19 protein-coding genes are annotated in these 18,104 nt (G+C 59.1%); 5 read left to right on the forward strand and 14 right to left on the reverse strand.

Features of this window, described 5'->3' with window-relative positions; genetic code table 11:
• The first annotated feature begins 12 nt into the window (after positions 1 to 12).
• A complete protein-coding gene (gene lipA / locus Q7T36_RS12320) occupies positions 13 to 966 on the forward strand; it encodes a lipoyl synthase (protein WP_304848796.1) in 954 nt (317 codons plus the stop codon).
• Here lipA and Q7T36_RS12325 read toward each other — a convergent pair.
• The 7 genes from Q7T36_RS12325 to Q7T36_RS12355 form a co-directional block, all read right to left on the reverse strand.
• Positions 963 to 1,880 carry a mitochondrial fission ELM1 family protein gene (locus Q7T36_RS12325; protein WP_304848800.1) on the reverse strand — a complete coding sequence of 306 codons (918 nt, stop codon included), beginning with the start codon at positions 1,878 to 1,880 and terminating at the stop codon, positions 963 to 965. The genes lipA and Q7T36_RS12325 overlap by 4 nt on opposite strands.
• A gap of 91 nt (positions 1,881 to 1,971) precedes the next feature.
• Positions 1,972 to 2,895, reverse strand: a complete 924-nt coding sequence (locus tag Q7T36_RS12330; RefSeq protein WP_304848803.1) for a branched-chain amino acid transaminase — start codon at positions 2,893 to 2,895, stop codon at positions 1,972 to 1,974.
• 90 nt (positions 2,896 to 2,985) lie between these two features.
• Positions 2,986 to 5,877: a bifunctional [glutamate--ammonia ligase]-adenylyl-L-tyrosine phosphorylase/[glutamate--ammonia-ligase] adenylyltransferase gene (gene glnE / locus Q7T36_RS12335; RefSeq protein WP_304848806.1), complete on the reverse strand. Its 2,892-nt coding sequence runs from the start codon at positions 5,875 to 5,877 to the stop codon at positions 2,986 to 2,988.
• Between the two features lie 55 nt (positions 5,878 to 5,932).
• The gene (locus Q7T36_RS12340; protein ID WP_304848809.1) at positions 5,933 to 6,475 is read right to left on the reverse strand and encodes a hypothetical protein; all 543 of its coding nucleotides are present in this window, start codon (positions 6,473 to 6,475) and stop codon (positions 5,933 to 5,935) included.
• A 113-nt stretch (positions 6,476 to 6,588) separates the two neighbouring features.
• A complete protein-coding gene (glnA, locus tag Q7T36_RS12345) occupies positions 6,589 to 7,998 on the reverse strand; it encodes a type I glutamate--ammonia ligase (protein WP_304848812.1) in 1,410 nt (469 codons plus the stop codon).
• 350 nt (positions 7,999 to 8,348) lie between these two features.
• Entirely contained in the window at positions 8,349 to 8,582 is a 234-nt protein-coding gene (locus Q7T36_RS12350) for a sulfurtransferase TusA family protein (protein WP_304848815.1), read from the reverse strand.
• A complete protein-coding gene (locus Q7T36_RS12355) occupies positions 8,575 to 9,639 on the reverse strand; it encodes a hypothetical protein (protein WP_304848818.1) in 1,065 nt (354 codons plus the stop codon). The genes Q7T36_RS12350 and Q7T36_RS12355 overlap by 8 nt, the downstream gene beginning before the upstream one ends.
• A 107-nt stretch (positions 9,640 to 9,746) precedes the next feature.
• Between Q7T36_RS12355 and Q7T36_RS12360 the strand changes: the two genes are divergently transcribed.
• Genes Q7T36_RS12360 through Q7T36_RS12370 form a run of 3 tightly spaced genes read left to right on the forward strand, consistent with a single transcriptional unit; the run spans position 9,747 to position 11,259 of the window.
• Positions 9,747 to 10,088 carry a histidine triad nucleotide-binding protein gene (locus Q7T36_RS12360; RefSeq protein ID WP_304848821.1) on the forward strand — a complete coding sequence of 114 codons (342 nt, stop codon included), beginning with the start codon at positions 9,747 to 9,749 and terminating at the stop codon, positions 10,086 to 10,088.
• Between the two features lie 54 nt (positions 10,089 to 10,142).
• Positions 10,143 to 10,781 carry a 2-polyprenyl-3-methyl-6-methoxy-1,4-benzoquinone monooxygenase gene (gene coq7, locus Q7T36_RS12365; protein WP_304848825.1) on the forward strand — a complete coding sequence of 213 codons (639 nt, stop codon included), beginning with the start codon at positions 10,143 to 10,145 and terminating at the stop codon, positions 10,779 to 10,781.
• Entirely contained in the window at positions 10,774 to 11,259 is a 486-nt protein-coding gene (locus Q7T36_RS12370; protein ID WP_304848828.1) for a DUF4442 domain-containing protein, read from the forward strand. The genes coq7 and Q7T36_RS12370 overlap by 8 nt, the downstream gene beginning before the upstream one ends.
• On the opposite strand, the gene Q7T36_RS12375 is transcribed toward Q7T36_RS12370, so the two are convergent.
• On the reverse strand, positions 11,247 to 11,669 hold the full coding sequence (locus Q7T36_RS12375) for an OsmC family protein (protein WP_304848831.1): 423 nt from the start codon (positions 11,667 to 11,669) through the stop codon (positions 11,247 to 11,249). The two genes, Q7T36_RS12370 and Q7T36_RS12375, sit on opposite strands and share 13 nt — an antisense overlap.
• Before the next feature lie 143 nt (positions 11,670 to 11,812).
• Here Q7T36_RS12375 and crp point away from each other — a divergent pair, with 143 nt between their 5' ends.
• The gene (crp, locus tag Q7T36_RS12380; RefSeq protein WP_304848834.1) at positions 11,813 to 12,448 is read left to right on the forward strand and encodes a cAMP-activated global transcriptional regulator CRP; all 636 of its coding nucleotides are present in this window, start codon (positions 11,813 to 11,815) and stop codon (positions 12,446 to 12,448) included.
• Here crp and trpC read toward each other — a convergent pair.
• The 6 genes from trpC to Q7T36_RS12410 all read right to left on the reverse strand — a co-directional run bounded on the left by trpC (position 12,445) and on the right by Q7T36_RS12410 (position 17,966).
• Entirely contained in the window at positions 12,445 to 13,260 is an 816-nt protein-coding gene (trpC, locus tag Q7T36_RS12385) for an indole-3-glycerol phosphate synthase TrpC (RefSeq protein ID WP_304848837.1), read from the reverse strand. The genes crp and trpC overlap by 4 nt on opposite strands.
• 19 nt (positions 13,261 to 13,279) lie before the next feature.
• Positions 13,280 to 14,323, reverse strand: coding sequence for an anthranilate phosphoribosyltransferase (gene trpD, locus Q7T36_RS12390; protein WP_304848841.1), 1,044 nt, complete (start codon positions 14,321 to 14,323; stop codon positions 13,280 to 13,282).
• Between the two features lies 1 nt (position 14,324).
• A complete protein-coding gene (locus tag Q7T36_RS12395; RefSeq protein ID WP_304848844.1) occupies positions 14,325 to 14,906 on the reverse strand; it encodes an aminodeoxychorismate/anthranilate synthase component II in 582 nt (193 codons plus the stop codon).
• Between the two features lie 154 nt (positions 14,907 to 15,060).
• Entirely contained in the window at positions 15,061 to 16,452 is a 1,392-nt protein-coding gene (locus tag Q7T36_RS12400; protein WP_304848847.1) for an NAD(P)(+) transhydrogenase (Re/Si-specific) subunit beta, read from the reverse strand.
• Positions 16,453 to 16,464: 12 nt separating this feature from the next.
• Positions 16,465 to 16,824 (reverse strand): proton-translocating transhydrogenase family protein, encoded by a 360-nt coding sequence (locus Q7T36_RS12405; protein ID WP_304848850.1) that lies wholly within the window; start codon positions 16,822 to 16,824, stop codon positions 16,465 to 16,467.
• 11 nt (positions 16,825 to 16,835) lie between these two features.
• Positions 16,836 to 17,966: a Re/Si-specific NAD(P)(+) transhydrogenase subunit alpha gene (locus Q7T36_RS12410; RefSeq protein WP_304848853.1), complete on the reverse strand. Its 1,131-nt coding sequence runs from the start codon at positions 17,964 to 17,966 to the stop codon at positions 16,836 to 16,838.
• Between the last annotated feature and the right edge of the window lie 138 nt (positions 17,967 to 18,104).

Consider the following 18,104-nt stretch of genomic DNA (forward strand, 5'->3'; position numbering starts at 1 on the left):
GCGGGGATGACCATGAACGATCCAGTCAAGGTGGTACAGGGCGAGAAGCTGCGCGGCGCTGAAAAGCTGGCCCGCATTCCGGTCAAGGTCATTCCCACCGAAACCCTGCCGCGCAAGCCGGACTGGATTCGCGTCCGCATCAGCAACCCCGGTGAAGTGCAGCGTATCAAGAGCCACCTCCGGGAGCAGAAGCTGCATACGGTGTGCGAGGAAGCCGCCTGTCCCAACCTGCCGGAGTGTTTCGGCGGCGGCACCGCCACCTTCATGATCATGGGCGACATCTGCACCCGCCGCTGCCCGTTCTGCGACGTGGCCCACGGCCGCCCCAACGCACTCGATCCGGACGAACCGCGTCACCTGGCTGAGTCGGTGGCCAACCTCAAGCTGAAATATGTCGTGGTGACATCCGTGGACCGCGATGATCTGGAAGACGGCGGCGCCCAGCACTTCGTGGACTGCATCCGCGAAACCCGCGCCATGAATCCTGACATCAAGATGGAAGTGCTGGTGCCCGACTTCCGCGGCCGCATGGATATCGCCCTGCGCATCATGCGCGAGTGCCCGCCCGATGTTTTCAACCACAACATCGAAACCGTTCCGCGCATCTACAAGGCCATTCGTCCCGGCTCGGACTACCAGCACTCGCTGCAACTGCTGAAACGCTTCAAGCAGGAATGCCCGGACGTGGCCACCAAGTGCGGTCTGATGGTGGGGATTGGCGAGACGAAGGAAGAAGTGCTGGCAGTGCTGGACGACCTGCGCGCCCATGATGTGGAGCTGATTACCATCGGCCAGTACCTGCAGCCGTCCAAGAACCATGCTCCGGTCGACCGTTTTGTGCATCCCGATGAGTTCAAGGAATATGCGGACTACGGCCGCCAGCTGGGATTCACCAATATCTGGAGCGGTCCGATGGTGCGTTCTTCCTACCATGCGGACCGTCAGTTTGAAGGCAAGTCGCTTTAAACGGCCTGTACCGGCCAGCGCTCCTCACACCGCAACAACCACTCCGCCGCCCGGTCGGCTTCGCTGAACCGGGGGGCGCGCTGCAATACCCCGCTTTTTTCCCAGACATCAAACGACGTCAGCCAGCGCTGCACCATCAACTGGTCAATGGCTTGCGTAATGCGGTCCGACTGCAGGCGCGGCGTCTGCAATACCCCTACCTGCCCGCCGGCGGTCAGGCTTTCAAAAATCATCGAGATACTGTCCTCGCTGACCCAAACCTGCCCGGCCTCCTGCAATTGCTGCTCCACCCAGCCCTGCGGGGTTTCACTGGAGGTCCAGACCTTCGCATTCGGGGCAATATTGCGGATTTCCAGAAAGGTATGCTCCGGTGTGCGGCGAGAAGTCGTGATTTGCCATTGCACATCCGGGTTAGCGGCCAGCACCGCTTTCATTTGCCGAACCATGCCTTCTTCGTCCCAGCCATGATGCTTGGACGGGCCGCCCAGCAGCATCAGACCGCGATCGCTTTTCAGCGTCGACGAAGGCACCACCGGATTCAACACCCCATAGGTTCCCATGATATGCGGATGGTGGGGCGGATTGTCATGCTGCGGCATGATCACGTAATCGAACCAGGCCATGGGCAGCGACGGCTTCATCAGCACCACGGAGCGGCCGCCGGTGGCCAGACGCGCCGCCAGCAGCGGGATATGCGTGCCATGACCCGCGCCCAGCACCAGATCAGGCTTGGGATAATCGTGTGGGAAGCGGCGCAACAGGATATCCATCAGCCCGACCGGCTGCTGTCGCAGGTCAATACGAATGGTCTGAACAGGAACCAACCGCTCCATGGCGCGAATCAGACCCAGTGTTTGCTGTTCATGACCGGGCTTTCCGTCCGTCAGTTGCCAGACAATGAGTGGTGTATTCATAGGATTTGACTGCGGAAGATGAAACAGAAAGGAGAGGCCGGAGAGTTCCGGCGCTCCGGGGTGGCAGAAACCGCCCCGGAGCCTGAAGCACTTAACGTACCTGGGTCAACCACTCCAGGTGCTTGGCGTTGCGGCCGTTCACCGTGTCGAAATAGAGCTGTTGCAGACGGGTGCTGACCGGGCCGCGACTGCCGCAACCGATCTGACGGCCGTCCACTTCACGGATCGGCGTGACTTCAGCGGCGGTGCCGGTGAAGAAAGCCTCGTCCGCAATATAGACTTCATCGCGGGTAATCCGTTTTTCCACTACTTTCAGGCCCAGATCTTCGGCCAGATGGAAAATGGTGTTGCGGGTGATGCCGTTCAGGCAGGCGGTCAGCTCCGGGGTGTAGATGACATTATCCTTGACCAGGAAGATGTTCTCGCCCGAACCTTCAGCCACATAGCCTTCCGGGTCCAGCAGCATCGCTTCGTCGGCGCCGCCCGAAAGGGCTTCCTGCAACGCCAGCATCGAGTTGATGTAATGACCATTGGCCTTGGCGCGCGTCATGGAAATGTTGACGTGGTGGCGGGTGTAGGAACTGGTGCGCACCTTGATGCCGCGCTCCAGCGCTTCCTGCCCCATGTAGGCGCCCCACTCCCACGCGGCGACAATCACATGCACCTTCAGGTTGGCGGCGCGCAGGCCCATGCCCTCGGAACCGAAGAAAACCATCGGCCGCAGGTAGGCGCTGGGCAGGTTGTTTTCACGCACGGCAGCCCGTTGAGCTTCATTGATCTCGTCCTTGGAGAACGGGATCGTCATGTTCATGATGTGTGCGGAATCAAACAAGCGGTTGGTGTGTTCCTTCAGGCGGAAAATGGAGGTGCCCTGCTCCGCCTGGTAGGCGCGAACGCCTTCAAAGACACCCATGCCATAGTGCAGGGTGTGCGTCAGCACGTGGGTCTTGGCCTCACGCCAGGGAACCATTTCCCCATCAAACCAGATAACTCCGTCACGATCAGCCATACTCATGGCAACTTCTCCACAAAATCAGCGGCTTTACAGCTTGCAAAATAATCAAGGACGCCATCCGTCCACCGGACCGCGCCCACCGGGAAATCATCACACTATTTCAAACAGGTTGTTCCAGCACTGCTGTACCAGCGCCCGGATTTCAACAAATTCCGTTGGAGACACCCGGGCAGGTTGTTGCGCCAGGGCCAGACGGTGACTTTGGGCGCGAAACGCCAGATAGGCTTCCTTGAGGCGCACGGCCAGGTCGGCCGGCATGCACCCGGAGGCGGCAAAGCCGTCAAGGATTCGCACATTGTCGGGGTAGCGGGCGAGTTCGGGATACGTTTCCGCCCAAGCTAGCACGCCATATTGCACCATGAATTCTATATCGACAATACCACCGGCGTCGTGTTTCAGGTCAAACACCGCGCTATTTTTGTTTTTGGCGGTGCTGGACAGGTGATCACGCATTTTCTGGCGCATCTCCAGCACCTCGGCGCGCAGCTTGGGCAACTCCCGATGCCGGGCCAGGATGCGCAGGCGCAACTCGTCAAACAGCGCGCCCAGCGCCGCATCCCCGGCCACCAACCGCGCCCGCACCAAGGCCTGATGTTCCCAGGTCCAGGCGTGGTGCAACTGGTACTCCTCGAAGGATTTCAGGCTGCTGACCAGCATGCCGGAAGCGCCGGAGGGCCGCAGCCGCATATCCACGTCATACAACTGCCCGGCGGAGGTGGACGTGGTGAGCAGACTGATGATCTTTTGCGCCATGCGCGCATAGAACTCGCCGCCGCTGATCGGTTTCGGTCCGTTGGTATCCTCGTCATTGGCGACGTTATGCACAAACACCAGATCCAGGTCAGAACCATAACCCAGTTCGATGCCGCCCAGCTTGCCGTAACCGGCCACCATGAAGTCGCCGGTGGACAACGAGCCGTCTGCGCGCCGGGGAAAGCCATAACGGGCCGTCATCTGCTGCCAGCTCAGCGCCACCACCGACTCCAGCGCTGCTTCGGCAATCCACGACAGGTAGTCACTCACCTTCATCAGCGGCAAGGTGCCCTGCAGGTCGGAGGCGGCCACGCGCAGCACATGGCTCTTCTTGAAGATGCGCAGCACCCGCATTTGTTCTTCCACATCGTCCGGCAGCACCCGCAGCAGTTGCTGGCGCAATTCGGACAGCAGTTGCTCCTTCTGCGGCGGCATGTAAAGGGTTTCCGCATTCAGCAATTCATCCAGCAAGACTGGATAGCGGGACAGTTCTTCGGCTATCCACGGGCTGGCGGCGCACAAAGTCACCATGCGTTGCAGCGCAGCGGGATTCTCCAGCAGCATCACCAGATAGGACGTGCGGCGCAGAACCGACTCCACCAGCGGCAGGCAGCGGGCCAGCGCCAGATCGGATTCGGCGTGCGCGCCGGCCTCCTCCAGCAATAGCGGCATGAACTGGTCCAGCCGCTCACGGCTCAACAGCGGAAGGGTTCGCAAGGCACGGCCGGCTCGCAGTGACTGCAACAGCCCCGCCGATCCTTCCGGATTGCCGAAGCCTAACTCTGCCATCAGCACAGGACTAACGTCGCCGCTATCCAGCCACAAGGCCTTCGCCTTCTCACTGGCCGGGGTCACCGGCTTGGCTTCCGACCGTTCCTCCACCACCAGCCGGAATTGATCGCGGACTTTACCGCGATGACGCTCCAGCTCTGCGTAAAACGCCTGCCAATCGCCAAAACCCAAGCTGGCGGCAAGACGGGACCGCGCAGCCTCATCCACCGGCAGCAACTGGGTTTGGTGGTCCTGCACCGCCTGAATGCGATGCTCGACCTGGCGCAGGAACAGATATGACTGTGTCAGGTCATCCCGCACGGTGGCGGGCAACAACCCCAACTCCACCAGGACATTCAATACTGGCAGCAACGGACGCTGCTGCAAGGCCTTATGCACGCCGCCGCGAATCAGCTGGAAGGCCTGGGCGATGAACTCGACATCACGAATCCCCCCGGAGCCCAGCTTGACGTTGTCCGCCATGTCCTTGCGCCGGACTTCGCGCTCAATCATGCCCTTCATTTCCCGCAGGGCGGCGAACGCACTGAAATCAATGTAGCGCCGGAAGACAAAGGGACGCAGGGTGGCCAGTAACTCCTCACCGCCCGGCAGGTCTCCGGCCACGGGGCGCGCCTTGATGAAGGCATAACGCTCCCACTCACGGCCATGCTGTTCGTAGTAGCGCTCCATGGCGGCAAAGGACAGGGCCAGCGCACTGCCATCTCCCCAGGGCCGCAATCTCATGTCGATACGGAAAACAAAGCCGTCAGCGGTCTGTTGGTCAAGCAGGCGGATAATGGCCTGCCCCAGCTTGATGAAGTATTCCTGATTGCTGATGCAGGTCTTGCCCGAAGTTTCGCCGGGCTCAGCGTAGGAAAAGATCAGGTCGATATCGGAAGACAGGTTCAGCTCCTGCGCCCCCAGCTTGCCCATGCCGAGCACCACCATTTGCTGCCGGGCGCCGGAATCCTCTCCGACCGGGTCGCCGTATCGCGCCTGCAACGGGACGTTCGCGAACGCAATGGCGGCGTCCGTCGCTGCCTCGGCAAACGCCGAGAGTTCGTCCGTCAGCTCCTGCAGGGAACACAAACCGTTCACATCACGAAACACCCAGCGCAGCATCTGCTGGTTGCGATAAGCGCGAATCGCCTGCATCCAGGCCGCCTCATCGGCGCAACCGGCCAGCAGCACCGGCAATTGCTGATGAAACCATGGACGGGGCTGGGCCTGCAACAACTCGCCGGACTCCGCCATGCGCCGGAATTCCCGGGGAAAACGGCATAAAGTGGACATGGCGAAGTCGCTGGCCAGCGCCAATCGCCGGAGTCCGGCCTCTAATTGCGGAGATAGGGTGTTCCAGAAAGATTCATCGCCACACTCACGGAATGCCGCCTGGCCATCAGCCAGACGCAAGGCGATCAATGATTCCAATGCGGGGGGTAACACGTCAGCGGTCATGCCAGAATTATCCCGAGGTTGTTTCCCTCATGATAAATCCGGACTGCCGGCCGGGTCACTTGCTTTTTGCCGGCGGGCGATTCAATACACTGACATGCTGCACATGGAAATCCTGCCCCTGGCTGGCCACGACCTTGCCTTTGGCGTCCATCACCTTGATCTCCAGGCGGTGCTGGCCGCGATCCAGCTTGGCAGGGTCCAGCTTGGGGCTGTAACTATCCTTGGCCAGCCGCACACCATCAATCAGTACTTCAAAGTGATGGTCACTCCACAACTTGGGCTCCAGCTGGAAAGCTACGGCAAACGCTCCGATCCCATGGGCCAGGGTTTCATCGGCCAAGGGCCGGGAAATACCGATCTGGTAGGTTTTCGGCTCCGCATCCGCTGCTTTTGCGGTCGCTTCCGGACGGAGTTTCTTCTGAATCACATCCGGTGACAACGCCGGCACCACCATGGTTTCACGGGTTTGTACGGATTCCGACTCTCCGGACGCAGAATCGCTGAAAACCGGGTTTCCATTCTTGTCATAGGTCCTGAAAATTTCGGCCGACAGCTGACCGGACAACAGGATGGCAATACCCAACGCCAGAAGACGCATACCTTTCTCCCCAAACAAGACTTGATGATGAGTTCCAGTATAGAAAACAAAAAGGCCCGCCTAAGCGGGCCTTTTGTAACAGACCGCCCCCAAGGGGCCGTCCGCCAGCCAAATCAGCAACTGTAGTACAGGTCGAACTCGACCGGGTGCACCATGGTGCTCACCAGACGGGCTTCTTCTGTCTTCAGATCGATGTAGGCTTCCAGCATTTCCTTGGTGAACACACCGCCCTTCAGCAGGAAGTCATGGTCAGCCTTGAGGGCGGCCAGAGCAACTTCCAGGCTTTCGGCCACGGTCGGGACCTTGGCGTCTTCTTCCGGCGGCAGGTCGTACAGGTTCTTGTCGGCCGCTTCGCCCGGATGGATCTTGTTCTGGATACCGTCCAGACCGGCCATCAGCAGAGCTGCGAAGGCAAGGTACGGATTGGCAACCGGATCCGGGAAACGGGCTTCAATGCGCTTGGCCTTCGGGCTGGACACGTAGGGAATACGGATCGAGGCCGAGCGGTTGCGGGCAGAGTAAGCCAGCTTGATCGGGGCTTCGTAGTGCGGCACCAGACGCTTGTAAGAGTTGGTGGCCGGGTTGGTGATGGCGTTCAGGGCACGGGCGTGCTTGATGATACCGCCAATGAAGAACAGGGCCATTTCCGACAGACCGGCATACTGGTCGCCGGAGAACAGGTTCTTGCCATCTTTGGAGATGGAGATGTGCACGTGCATGCCGGAACCGTTGTCACCCACCATCGGCTTGGGCATGAAGGTTGCAGTCTTGCCGAAAGCATGGGCGGTATTCAGTACGGCGTACTTCAGCACCTGGACTTCGTCAGCCTTGCGCACCAGCGTGTTGAAGGACACACCGATTTCGCTCTGGCAGGACGCCACTTCGTGGTGTTGCACTTCGACGCGGCCGGGGCCCATCATGGCTTCGATGGCGTTGCACATAGCGACGCGCAGGTCTTGGCCGGAATCAACCGGGGGAACCGGGAAGTAGCCGCCCTTGACGCGGGGACGGTGGCCGGTGTTGCCGCCTTCGTAGTCATTGTTGGTGGACCAGGCGGCCTCTTCAGCAATGATTTCGTGCGACACGCCGGACATGCCGATCTTCCACTTCACTTCGTCGAAAACGAAGAATTCGGGTTCCGGACCGAAGAAGGCGGTGTCACCAATACCGGAGGCCTTCAGGTAGGCTTCGGCGCGCTTGGCGATGGAGCGCGGATCGCGTTCGTAGCCCTGCATGCTGGTCGGTTCAATGACGTCGCAGGTCACGACAACGGTCGGCTCGTCGAAGAACGGGTCCATGAAGGAAGTTTCGGGATCCGGCATCAGGATCATGTCGGAGGCTTCAATGCCTTTCCAGCCGGCAATGGAGGAGCCGTCGAACATCTTGCCGCTGACGAAGGTTTCTTCGTCCACTGTAGCGGCCGGGAAGGAAACGTGCTGTTCCTTGCCCTTGGTGTCGGTGAAGCGGAGGTCAACCCACTTGGCTTCGTGTTGCTTGATCAGGTCTAAGGTCTTGTTGGACATTTACAAAAGCTCCAGAGTTGCCGGAAATCGGGAAAATCTTATAGGTGAGTCAGTCGCGAACAGGCCCGGCTCAGCATCCGTCCACGACAGGTGCGCGTTCGGTCGGGGTGCAGTTTATAGCTTTGCCAAGGCAAAACTCAACATGAAAAGCAGCCTCGTCATTATGCCTGTTTTCGGTGCACAGACATTATAGCAAAAGTTATGCCAGCCATGCAGTTCCGTCTTGAGCAGCATGAAACACCCCAATGGCAAACATTCCGGAGCAATGTTCCGGCTATTGCTCCGCTCACGCCCCAAAAAGACGCACTAAATCAGGGCGCGGTCGCCAGCCATTGCACCGAAAAAGAACATCAGACTTTCAGCGTCAAACGCATGACACGGCCTTCATGCACGCATCCCAGATACTGGTGTCCCTGCACCCTGCACCAGGCCGGAATGTCATGCATCACGCCCGGGTCTGTAGCCAGAACCTCCAGCGTTTGTCCGGGTTGCAACTGACGCACGGCGGCTTGCACGCGAATGACCGGCATGGGGCACAACAACCGGCGCGCATCCACAACCACATCCACCAGGGGTTCAGACATACCAAGCCCTCTCCAGTTCGGCATCTGGCAGGGGAAGCACATCCAGCTCCCGCACAGCTCCGCCTGGCTCATGTATGGCCACGCGCACCCGGTCACTGTCGCGCCCCTGGCTGAAGCGGGCGGCAACACGGGCAGCCAGCAACAGATCCTGCTCCAATGGGTGACCATCAATCAATGTCAAAGGCCCGCCATGGCTAAGGATGCGGATATGTGGAAACTCCTGATGATAGCCTTCCAGAAAATTGTTCTCGCCCTCCTCGCGCCCGATCATCAGCTTGAAGTGAGGTGCGGGACGGATATGCCTGCCAACTTTCAACAACAGGATGTCATCCAGCTCATAATCCTTCTTGCCGCGTGTCGTCCATAAGTCCTTGAGCTTGCGGGAATAAGCGGCATCGGTCAGGAAGCAACAACCACCGGCCGGTTGCGACCAGTCCTCCAGCCCGAAGGATTTCGCCAGAGCAATTTGCGGAGCACGGCTGCGGCCGCTGAAACCATAGAGCTGGTCACGATCCACCCAGCCTTCGCGCTCAGGCAGGGTCGGCGGAATCAGCTTGGCGGACAGCGGTCGCAGCAGCCGGTCCTCGGCTCCGGACTCACGGGCCACCAGACGCATACTGTCGGCTTTTTGCGACTTGGGGCGCTGCCCGGGCACCTCGCCGGTAATGATGAAGTCGAAGCCCTCTTCCGCCGCCAGCTCCCGGGCCCGGTTCAGGAACAGCGTCGCCTGGCTGACCATGAACACCTTGCAGTCCAGACAGGGATTCAGATGCGCGCCGTAGCCATATTGCGGCTTCAGCACAATGCGCTTGTACTCCTCGCTGATGTCCTCGATACGCAAACGGATGCCCAGTTGCTCCGCCACCCACAGGGCGTTGTTACGTACCGGCTTGTCGGGGCTCTGGCGACGGATGGCGTGGGTGTGCCCTTCCACACAAAACCCGGTGTAGAAATTAATGCCCTCCACAGCAATGCCTTGCACCTGCATCAGCTTGACCGCGAGCATCGAGTCCAGACCGCCCGACAGCAAGGCCAGCGCACGCCGCTGAATCGCCATGCTTCACTTCCCCAACGTCAACCGGGCGCGAATTATACGGCAAACCTTGCGTGACAGTCGCTTTGCCCGATAAAGTTGGGCATTACCCACCCGCGACGGACTTTACGATGGACTGCCTGTTCTGCAAGATTGCCGCGAAACAAATTCCGGCCCGGATCGCCTTCGAAAACGAACGCGTAATCGCCTTCCACGACCTGTTTCCGCAAGCTCCAACCCATATCCTGATCATCCCCAAGGCCCACTACACTACACTGAATGATGTGCCAGCTTCTGAAGCGGCGCTGGTGGGCGAGTTGGTGACTACCGCCTCGCAACTGGCCAAAGAGCTGGATTTTGCCGAACCGGGTTATCGGGTGGTCATGAATTGCAATGCGGACGGCGGACAGAGCGTATATCACATTCACCTGCACCTGCTGGCCGGACGCCGCCTGAACTGGCCGCCGGGTTGACCCTGCGAACAGACTACGGCTTTCTCCCATTAATCCAGACCCGACAGGTTTACCATGCGCCGCTATACCCTTGCTGACCGCCTGATCGAACATGCTGACCAGGTGCTGCGCACCCTGACCCCGAACAACCAGGCCGCCCTGCGCGGCAACCCCGGAGCCCAGCGTCCCGCCACCGACCTGACCGCCGAGCAACAGCGTGAAGTGGCCGGACTGATGCGCGTCAACCACAGCGGCGAGGTCTGCGCCCAGGCGCTGTATCATGGCCAGGCGCTCACCGCCCGGCTGCCGACGGTGAGACTGGAAATGGAGCGGGCGGCGCAGGAAGAACAGGATCACTTGGCCTGGTGCGAAGACCGGCTGAAGGAACTGGGGAGCCACATCAGCATCTTCAACCCGCTGTGGTACGGACTGTCCTTCGGCATTGGCGCGGCGGCGGGCATTGCCGGAGACAAATGGAGCCTCGGCTTTGTCGCGGAGACTGAAAAGCAGGTCTGCTCCCATCTGGAAAGCCACATGCAGCGTGTACCGGCTTCGGACGAGCGCACCCACGCCATCCTGAACCAGATGCATATCGACGAAGACCATCACCGTAACCAGGCGCTGGCGGCCGGGGGGCTTGAACTGCCGCCACCCATCAAGCGCATCATGGGACTGGTCTCGAAAGTCATGACGCAAGCCAGCTATCGTGTTTAAGCTTTTGTCCAAATCCCGGCTGCTGAGCTGGCGGCTCAATTCCTACCTGCCTTATGTCGGCGCCGGTATCCGCGTTACCCGCATCAGCCCGGACTTTCAGGCCATTGATGTCCGCATGCGCCTGTACAAGGGCAATGTCAATTATGTCGGCACACACTTCGGCGGCAGCCTGTACAGCATGACCGATCCCTTCTTCATGCTGATGCTGATGGAAAACCTGGGGAATGACTACATCGTCTGGGACAAGGCCGCGCACATTGACTTCATCGCCCCGGGCCGGGGCACTGTCCACGCCAATTTCAGGATGGAAAAAGCGGAAATTGAAAGGGTTCGGCAGTTGGCTGAGAACGGCAAACCGGTGCTGCCGGAATATACCGTCCATGTAATTGATGACGAGGGCAAAACGATCGCCTGCGTCCACAAGACCCTTTATGTCCGCAGGAAAAAACGCACGATTGCCGAAAGTCAGGCTTCCTGAACAATCTCGTAATCATGGGTGATTTTGACGCCGCCGGCTGACAGCATTGCGGACGCCGAGCAGTACTTTTCCGCCGACAACTCCACCGCTTTTTTCACTTGCGAATCCTTCAACTCACGACCGGTCACTACGAAATGCAGGTGGATGGTGGTGAAAACCGCCGGAATGGTATCGGCGCGTTCCGCCTTGAGTTCGGTGCGGACATCGGTTACCTGTTGACGGGCCTTCTTCAGAATGGTCACTACGTCAAAGGATGCACAACCACCCAGCCCGATCAGCAGCAACTCCATGGGGCGCGGACCGATATTGCGACCACCATATTCCGGTGAACCATCCATCACCAGCGCATGGCCGCTGCCGGACTCCCCTACAAAGGAAACATCTTTGACCCACTGTATGGTTGCTTGCATCTTGACTCCCGCCTAATATCAAATATGACTCATGGCAATGACTGCCTGATTATTTGACTGTTTTGCCAAATAATCGCTACTGATTTTCCGTGAGTTGTCTATTATAGGGAAGTTATTCCAAGAACCAACAGGACACGAACAAGATGCCCGTCACTCCAGCTCTCGCACACATCCCCAACCTGCAAATGTTCCTGGAACAGTGCCATCTCCGCCAGTATCCTGCGCGCACCGCCATCATTCATGCCGGTGATGCCTCTGACTCCCTGTTCTTCATTGTCAAGGGGTCGGTCTCGGTCGTTATTGAAGATGACGAAGGCCGGGAGATGGTGGTGGCTTACCTGAACGCCGGGGATTTCTTTGGCGAAATGGGTCTGTTTGAAGAACGGCCCATCCGGTCCGCCTGGATTCGCGCCAAGAGCGCCTGCGAAGTGGCTGAGATCAGCTATCGCAAATTCCGGGATCTGGCCCGCCAGGATGCTGGTCTGATGTTCGCCCTCTCCGCACAACTGGCCGGCCGACTGCGCGTCACCACCCGCAAGGTCAGTGATTTGGCTTTCCTGGATGTCACCGGCCGTGTGGCCCGTTGCCTGCTCGACCTCTCCAAACAACCGGATGCACTGACTCACCCCGACGGCATGCAGATTCGCGTGACCCGTCAGGAAATCGGCCGCATTGTCGGCTGCTCACGGGAAATGGTGGGACGGGTTCTGAAATCGCTGGAAGAACAGGGACTGATTGACGTCAAGGGCAAGACGATGGTGATTTACGGCTCGCGTTAATAAGCACGGGCCTTGACGTCCGGAAAGAACATCGCTTTCAGTGCTGTACCGGGGTCTTCTTCCCTCATGAAGGCCTCACCCACCAAAAACGCATTGATATTATTGGCGCGCATCAACATCACATCCGCCGGGCTGTGAATACCGCTTTCGGTGACAATCAGACGATCCTTGGGCACCGCCTTCATCAAGGCCAAGGTCGTATTCAAGCTGACCTGGAAGGTCTTGAGATTGCGGTTGTTGATGCCGATCATCGGCGTCGGCAGTCGCAGCGCACGCTCCAGTTCACTGTAGCTGTGAACCTCCACCAGTACATCCAGATTGTAATCCCGCGCCAGCGCGTGGAACTCTGACAACTGCCCGTCGGACAAGGCCGCCACAATCAGCAAAACACAGTCTGCGCCCAAGGCCCTGGCTTCGACAATCTGGTAGGGGTCAATCACAAAGTCCTTGCGAATCACCGGCAAGCTGCAGGAATAACGCGCCGCCTGCAAATGACTGTCAGCACCCTGAAAAAAGTCGATATCGGTCAATACCGACAGGCAAGCTGCACCGGCGCGCTCATAGCTTCGGGCAATCTGCGACGGAATGAAATTCTCGCGAATGACTCCTTTGGAGGGGGAGGCCTTTTTCACTTCGGCAATGACCGCCGGATCACCGGCATCCACTTTCTTGCGCAACGCCTGATAAAAGCCGCGCACCGGACCCGCCACCCTCGCCCGGGTTTCCTGGGTCGCCAGCGAGAATTGCCGTTGACGCAACTCAACTTCTTCGGCCTTGCGCTGGAGGATGGTCCCGAGTATGTGTGAAGTCATATCTTATTTATCGCTGTCTTTATTCAGTCGCCGCAAAGGCGCGGGTAAATTCACGCAACGTAACCAGCTTTTCCAGCGCCAGCCCGCTATAAATGGCATCTTCCGCCATAGCCACGCCATGCCGCAATTGCCCCGCCGCTCCGGATACATACAGCGCCGCGCCGGCATTCAGGGCAATCATGTCGGCGGCCTTGCGCTCAGCCACCGTCTTGCGTTTGCCCAAGGCGCCTTCAATCAGCGCCAGAGAAGCGGCGGAACTGCTGACGTCCAACCCATCCAGCGGTTGCGTCTGCAAACCCGCCTCCTCAGGTTGTAGGTCATATTCACGAATTTCGCCACCTTTTAATTCAACTACATAGGTCTTTCCGGCCAGACTGATCTCATCCAGGCCATCGGCGGAATGAACCACCATTACATGCTCGGAACCGAGACGACCCAGAACCTCCGCCAGAGGACGACACCATTCCCGTGAATACACACCCAGCACCTGTCGACGGACCCCGGCGGGGTTGGTCATGGGGCCCAATACATTGAAAACGGTGCGTACACCCAGCTCACGGCGCGGGCCGATCGCATGCTTCATGGCTGCATGGTGATTGACAGCAAACATGAAGCCGACGCCCACCTCTTCAATGCACCGCGCTGTCTGCTCCGTGGTCAGTTGCAGGTTGATGCCGGCCACTTCCAGCACATCGGCGCTGCCGCTGGACGAAGACACGCCGCGATTGCCGTGCTTGGCCACGCGGATACCGGCCGCCGCCGCCACCAGCGAGGCCGCCGTCGAGACATTAAACAAATTCGCGCCGTCGCCGCCGGTGCCGACGATATCGACGGTGCGCTCCAGCGTCGTCAGGTTCACCGGATTGCACAGGGCGCGCATTACCCGCACCGCCCCCTCAATTTCATCCAGCGACTCGCCTTTCATGCGCAAGGCAATCAGCAGCCCGGCAATCTGCGCAGGCGTGCACTCCCCCGTCATCACGGAGCGCATGACCGCTTCCATATCATGCAGGGACAAGGACTGGCGTTGAGTCAACTGACCGATGGCGGAGCGGATATCCATGTCAGTTCGCCTCCAGAAAATTCTTCAGCAAGGCATGACCTTGCTCGGTCAGGATGGACTCAGGGTGAAACTGCACCCCCTCCACCGCCAATGTCTTGTGGCGGACCCCCATGATTTCATCCATGGAGCCGTCTTCGTGCTGCGTCCAGGCTGTAATTTCCAGACAGTCCGGCAAGGTGGCCCGGTCAATGATCAGGGAATGGTAGCGTGTCGCGGTCAATGGGTTGGACAGTGAACGGAACACGCCCCGGTCAGCATGGTGAATGGGGGATGTCTTGCCATGCATCACCTGCCGGGCGCGGACGACATCGCCGCCAAAAACCTGACCGATGCTTTGATGGCCAAGACATACCCCCAGCAATGGGATCTTCCCGGCAAAATGACGGATTACCGCCATGGAGATACCGGCTTCATTCGGGGAACAGGGACCCGGTGAAATCACGAGATGATCCGGCTGCAGCGCCTCGATCTGCTCCAGGGTGATTTCGTCGTTGCGATAGACACGCACATCCTCTCCCAGCTCGCCGAAATACTGGACAAGGTTATAGGTAAAAGAGTCGTAATTATCGATCATTAACAACATGCAGCCATCCGGAGTCAGGCACTGATTCAAACCCCCGATTGTAGCCCAAGCGCCTGCCTTTGGGGGCATTAAATGAGCACCGCCGCACATCTGCTGCATCAATCGCCCAAAAAAAACCCCGCACGAATGCGGGGTCTTTTTCAGTAAAACCGCATCAATGGCCGGAACCGTTAATGCTCTTCACCATGTCTTCCACCACCTTCTTGCCGTCGCCGAAGATCATCATGGTCTTGTCGAGGTAGAACAGGTCATTGTCGAGGCCGGCATAGCCAGTGGCCATGGAGCGCTTGATCACCATCACGGTCCGTGCACGGTGCGCTTCCAGAATCGGCATGCCGTAAATGGGCGAACTCGGGTCATCCTTGGCCGCCGGATTGACGACGTCGTTGGCGCCGATCACCAGCACCACGTCGGTGGACGCGAAGTCGCTGTTGATTTCGTCCATTTCCTTGACGTCCTCATAAGGCACATCGGCTTCGGCAAGCAGCACGTTCATGTGGCCGGGCATGCGGCCCGCCACCGGGTGAATGGCGTAACGCACCTTGACGCCCTTCTCCTTCAGGCTGATCGCCAGTTCCTTGACGGCGTTCTGGGCACGAGCCTGCGCCATGCCGTAACCGGGCACAATCACCACGCTGTCGGCATTGGCCATCAGGAAACCGGCGTCATCAGGAGAACCGGACTTGTAGTTCTTCTGCTTCTGATCGCCTTCCACCGCCGGACCGGCCGCCGCCGCCCCAAAGCCGCCAAACAGCACGTTCATCAGCGAGCGATTCATCGCCCTGCACATCACATAAGACAGGATGGCGCCCGACGAACCCACCAGCGAACCGGCAATGATCAGCATCGAGTTATTGAGTGTAAAGCCGATACCGGCCGCCGCCCAACCCGAAAAGGAGTTCAGCAGCGACACCACCACCGGCATGTCGCCGCCGCCGATCGGAGCAATCCAGATAAAACCGAGCAGCAAGGCCAGCACGGTCATGGCATAGAAAGCTTCCAGGCTTTCCGTGGTGAAATAGACCGTCCCGCAGGCCAGCATGGCCAATGCCAGCGAAGCCTGAACCGGTTTCACCCACGCACCCTTGACGGACTTGGCCCACTTCTTTGCGGCCAGCTTGCCATAGGCGAAGACAGAGGCCGTAAACGTAATGGCGCCGACAAAGCAGCCGATAAACAACTCGAAGCGGTGTATGCCATCGTGGTGGATGCCTTCATGCAGCACAGCGGCAACAGCAATACACACGGCGGACAAACCCACCAGAGAGTGCATCATGGCCACGGTTTCGGGCATTTGCGTCATCGGCACAGTGCGGGCGCGATACAAACCGATGGCTGCACCGGCCACCATGGCGGCAATGATCAGACCCAGCACCGGATTCGGGGCCACAAAAAAAGTCGTCAGCACGGCCAGCGCCATACCGATCATGCCGTAGCGGTTACCCATGATTGCGGTCTTAGGACCGGACAGGCCGCGGAGCGTCAGGATGAAGAGGACTGCGCCAATCAGATAGAACCAGTCAGCATATTGTGCGAAATCTTGCATGGTCGTGGCTCCTTACTTCTTTTTCTTCTTGAACATATCAAGCATGCGTTCGGTGACTGCGAAGCCGCCGAAGATGTTGATACTGGCCAGGAAGACAGCGAAAGCGCCCAGAAGGCTGGTGGGGGTGATGGCTTGCAGCGCCGACGGATCGGCCCCGGTAGACACGGCTTGCAGCATGGCGCCGACGACAATGATGCCGGACAACGCATTGGTCACCGCCATCAACGGCGTGTGCAGCGCCGGGGTGACACCCCAGACCACGTAGTAACCGACAAAAATGGCCAGCACAAACACCGTGAACACACTGATGAAGGGCACGCCGGAGGCATGTTCGACAGCCTGAGCGGCTGCCTGAGCGATTTCAGGATTCATGATTCAGCTCCTCACTTCTTCTGCAGCAGCACTTCGCCGCCGAATGTCACCAGCAACGCCTTCTGGATTTCGTCTTCACGATTGATGGCAAAAGCTCCGCTCTTGTCAAACAGGGTGACGACAAAGTTCAGCAGGTTGCGGGAATACAGGGCGGATGCTTCTGCGGCCACGGTGCCGGGGATGTTGGGAATACCGAGGATCTTGACACCGTTTTCGGTGTAGACGGTTTCACCGCACTTCGATCCCTCGACGTTGCCGCCGCTTTCCACCGCCATGTCCAGGATGATGGACCCGGCGCGCATCTTGGCGACCGTTTCGGCCTTGATCAGACGCGGCGCATTACGACCCGGTATCAGCGCCGTGGTGATGACGATGTCGGCGTTCGACACGGCCTTGTCCACAATCACCGCCTGGTCCTTCACATATTGCTCGGAGGGAATCCAGGCATAACCGCCGGTGCCGAGGGCTTTGGCCTTCTCTTCATCGGACATCGGCACATCCAGCCATTTGCCGCCCAGCGACTCCACTTGCTCCTTGGCCGTGGGTCGAAGGTCGGTGGCTTCCACGACCGCGCCGAGCCGCTTGGCGGTGGCGATCGCCTGCAACCCGGCAACACCCACACCCATGATCACGACACGGGCGGGCTTGACGGTGCCTGCCGCCGTCATCAGCATCGGGAACATGCGCTGATATTCACCGGCCGCCAGCAGCACGGACTTGTACCCGGCCAGATTGGCCTGGGAAGACAGCACGTCCATGTTCTGGGCGCGCGACAGGGTGCGCGGCAGCAGCTCCATGGCGAAGCCGGCCAGCTTGCGTGCGGCATAAGCCTCAAGGTTGGGGTTGCGGAAAGGGTCAAACATACCCACCACGGTGGCGCCTTCCTTGATCAGGGCTATTTCTTCCGGCTGGGGTGAACGCACCTTCAGCACAATATCGCTGTTTGCCAGGGTTGTTGCCGCATCTGCAGCGATGGTAGCGCCTGCAGCCACATAATCCGCGTCCGGCACACTGGCCTTGACGCCGGCTCCCGCCTGCACCACCACGGTATTTCCGGCGGCAATGAATTTCTTCACTGTTTCCGGAGTGGCGGCAACCCGCGTTTCGCCAGCGATGATTTCCGCTGGAATCCCGATTTGCATGGTCAACCCTCAATATTGAGTTTAACTTCACCGGCTGAGCAGCTTGTGGCCGCGCAACCTCCCACAAAAAGTCAAAAAGCGGGCGATTGTACCCCACCTTTTGCTGTATTTTTACCGTGAATACCCCTATTTCGGGCA

Source organism: Fluviicoccus sp. (assembly GCF_030646115.1).
Lineage (GTDB): Bacteria > Pseudomonadota > Gammaproteobacteria > Pseudomonadales > Moraxellaceae > Fluviicoccus.

Bases quoted from the DNA above. Each gene is read 5' to 3' on its own strand.
- lipA (WP_304848796.1), top strand. From the start codon at position 13: ATGAACGATCCAGTCAAGGTGGTACAGGGCGAGAAGCTGCGCGGCGCT.
- Q7T36_RS12325 (WP_304848800.1), bottom strand. From the start codon at position 1,880: ATGAATACACCACTCATTGTCTGGCAACTGACGGACGGAAAGCCCGGT.
- Q7T36_RS12330 (WP_304848803.1), bottom strand. From the start codon at position 2,895: ATGAGTATGGCTGATCGTGACGGAGTTATCTGGTTTGATGGGGAAATG.
- glnE (WP_304848806.1), bottom strand. From the start codon at position 5,877: ATGACCGCTGACGTGTTACCCCCCGCATTGGAATCATTGATCGCCTTG.
- Q7T36_RS12340 (WP_304848809.1), bottom strand. From the start codon at position 6,475: ATGCGTCTTCTGGCGTTGGGTATTGCCATCCTGTTGTCCGGTCAGCTG.
- glnA (WP_304848812.1), bottom strand. From the start codon at position 7,998: ATGTCCAACAAGACCTTAGACCTGATCAAGCAACACGAAGCCAAGTGG.
- Q7T36_RS12350 (WP_304848815.1), bottom strand. From the start codon at position 8,582: ATGTCTGAACCCCTGGTGGATGTGGTTGTGGATGCGCGCCGGTTGTTG.
- Q7T36_RS12355 (WP_304848818.1), bottom strand. From the start codon at position 9,639: ATGGCGATTCAGCGGCGTGCGCTGGCCTTGCTGTCGGGCGGTCTGGAC.
- Q7T36_RS12360 (WP_304848821.1), top strand. From the start codon at position 9,747: ATGGACTGCCTGTTCTGCAAGATTGCCGCGAAACAAATTCCGGCCCGG.
- coq7 (WP_304848825.1), top strand. From the start codon at position 10,143: ATGCGCCGCTATACCCTTGCTGACCGCCTGATCGAACATGCTGACCAG.
- Q7T36_RS12375 (WP_304848831.1), bottom strand. From the start codon at position 11,669: ATGCAAGCAACCATACAGTGGGTCAAAGATGTTTCCTTTGTAGGGGAG.
- crp (WP_304848834.1), top strand. From the start codon at position 11,813: ATGCCCGTCACTCCAGCTCTCGCACACATCCCCAACCTGCAAATGTTC.
- trpC (WP_304848837.1), bottom strand. From the start codon at position 13,260: ATGACTTCACACATACTCGGGACCATCCTCCAGCGCAAGGCCGAAGAA.
- trpD (WP_304848841.1), bottom strand. From the start codon at position 14,323: ATGGATATCCGCTCCGCCATCGGTCAGTTGACTCAACGCCAGTCCTTG.
- Q7T36_RS12395 (WP_304848844.1), bottom strand. From the start codon at position 14,906: ATGTTGTTAATGATCGATAATTACGACTCTTTTACCTATAACCTTGTC.
- Q7T36_RS12400 (WP_304848847.1), bottom strand. From the start codon at position 16,452: ATGCAAGATTTCGCACAATATGCTGACTGGTTCTATCTGATTGGCGCA.
- Q7T36_RS12405 (WP_304848850.1), bottom strand. From the start codon at position 16,824: ATGAATCCTGAAATCGCTCAGGCAGCCGCTCAGGCTGTCGAACATGCC.
- Q7T36_RS12410 (WP_304848853.1), bottom strand. From the start codon at position 17,966: ATGCAAATCGGGATTCCAGCGGAAATCATCGCTGGCGAAACGCGGGTT.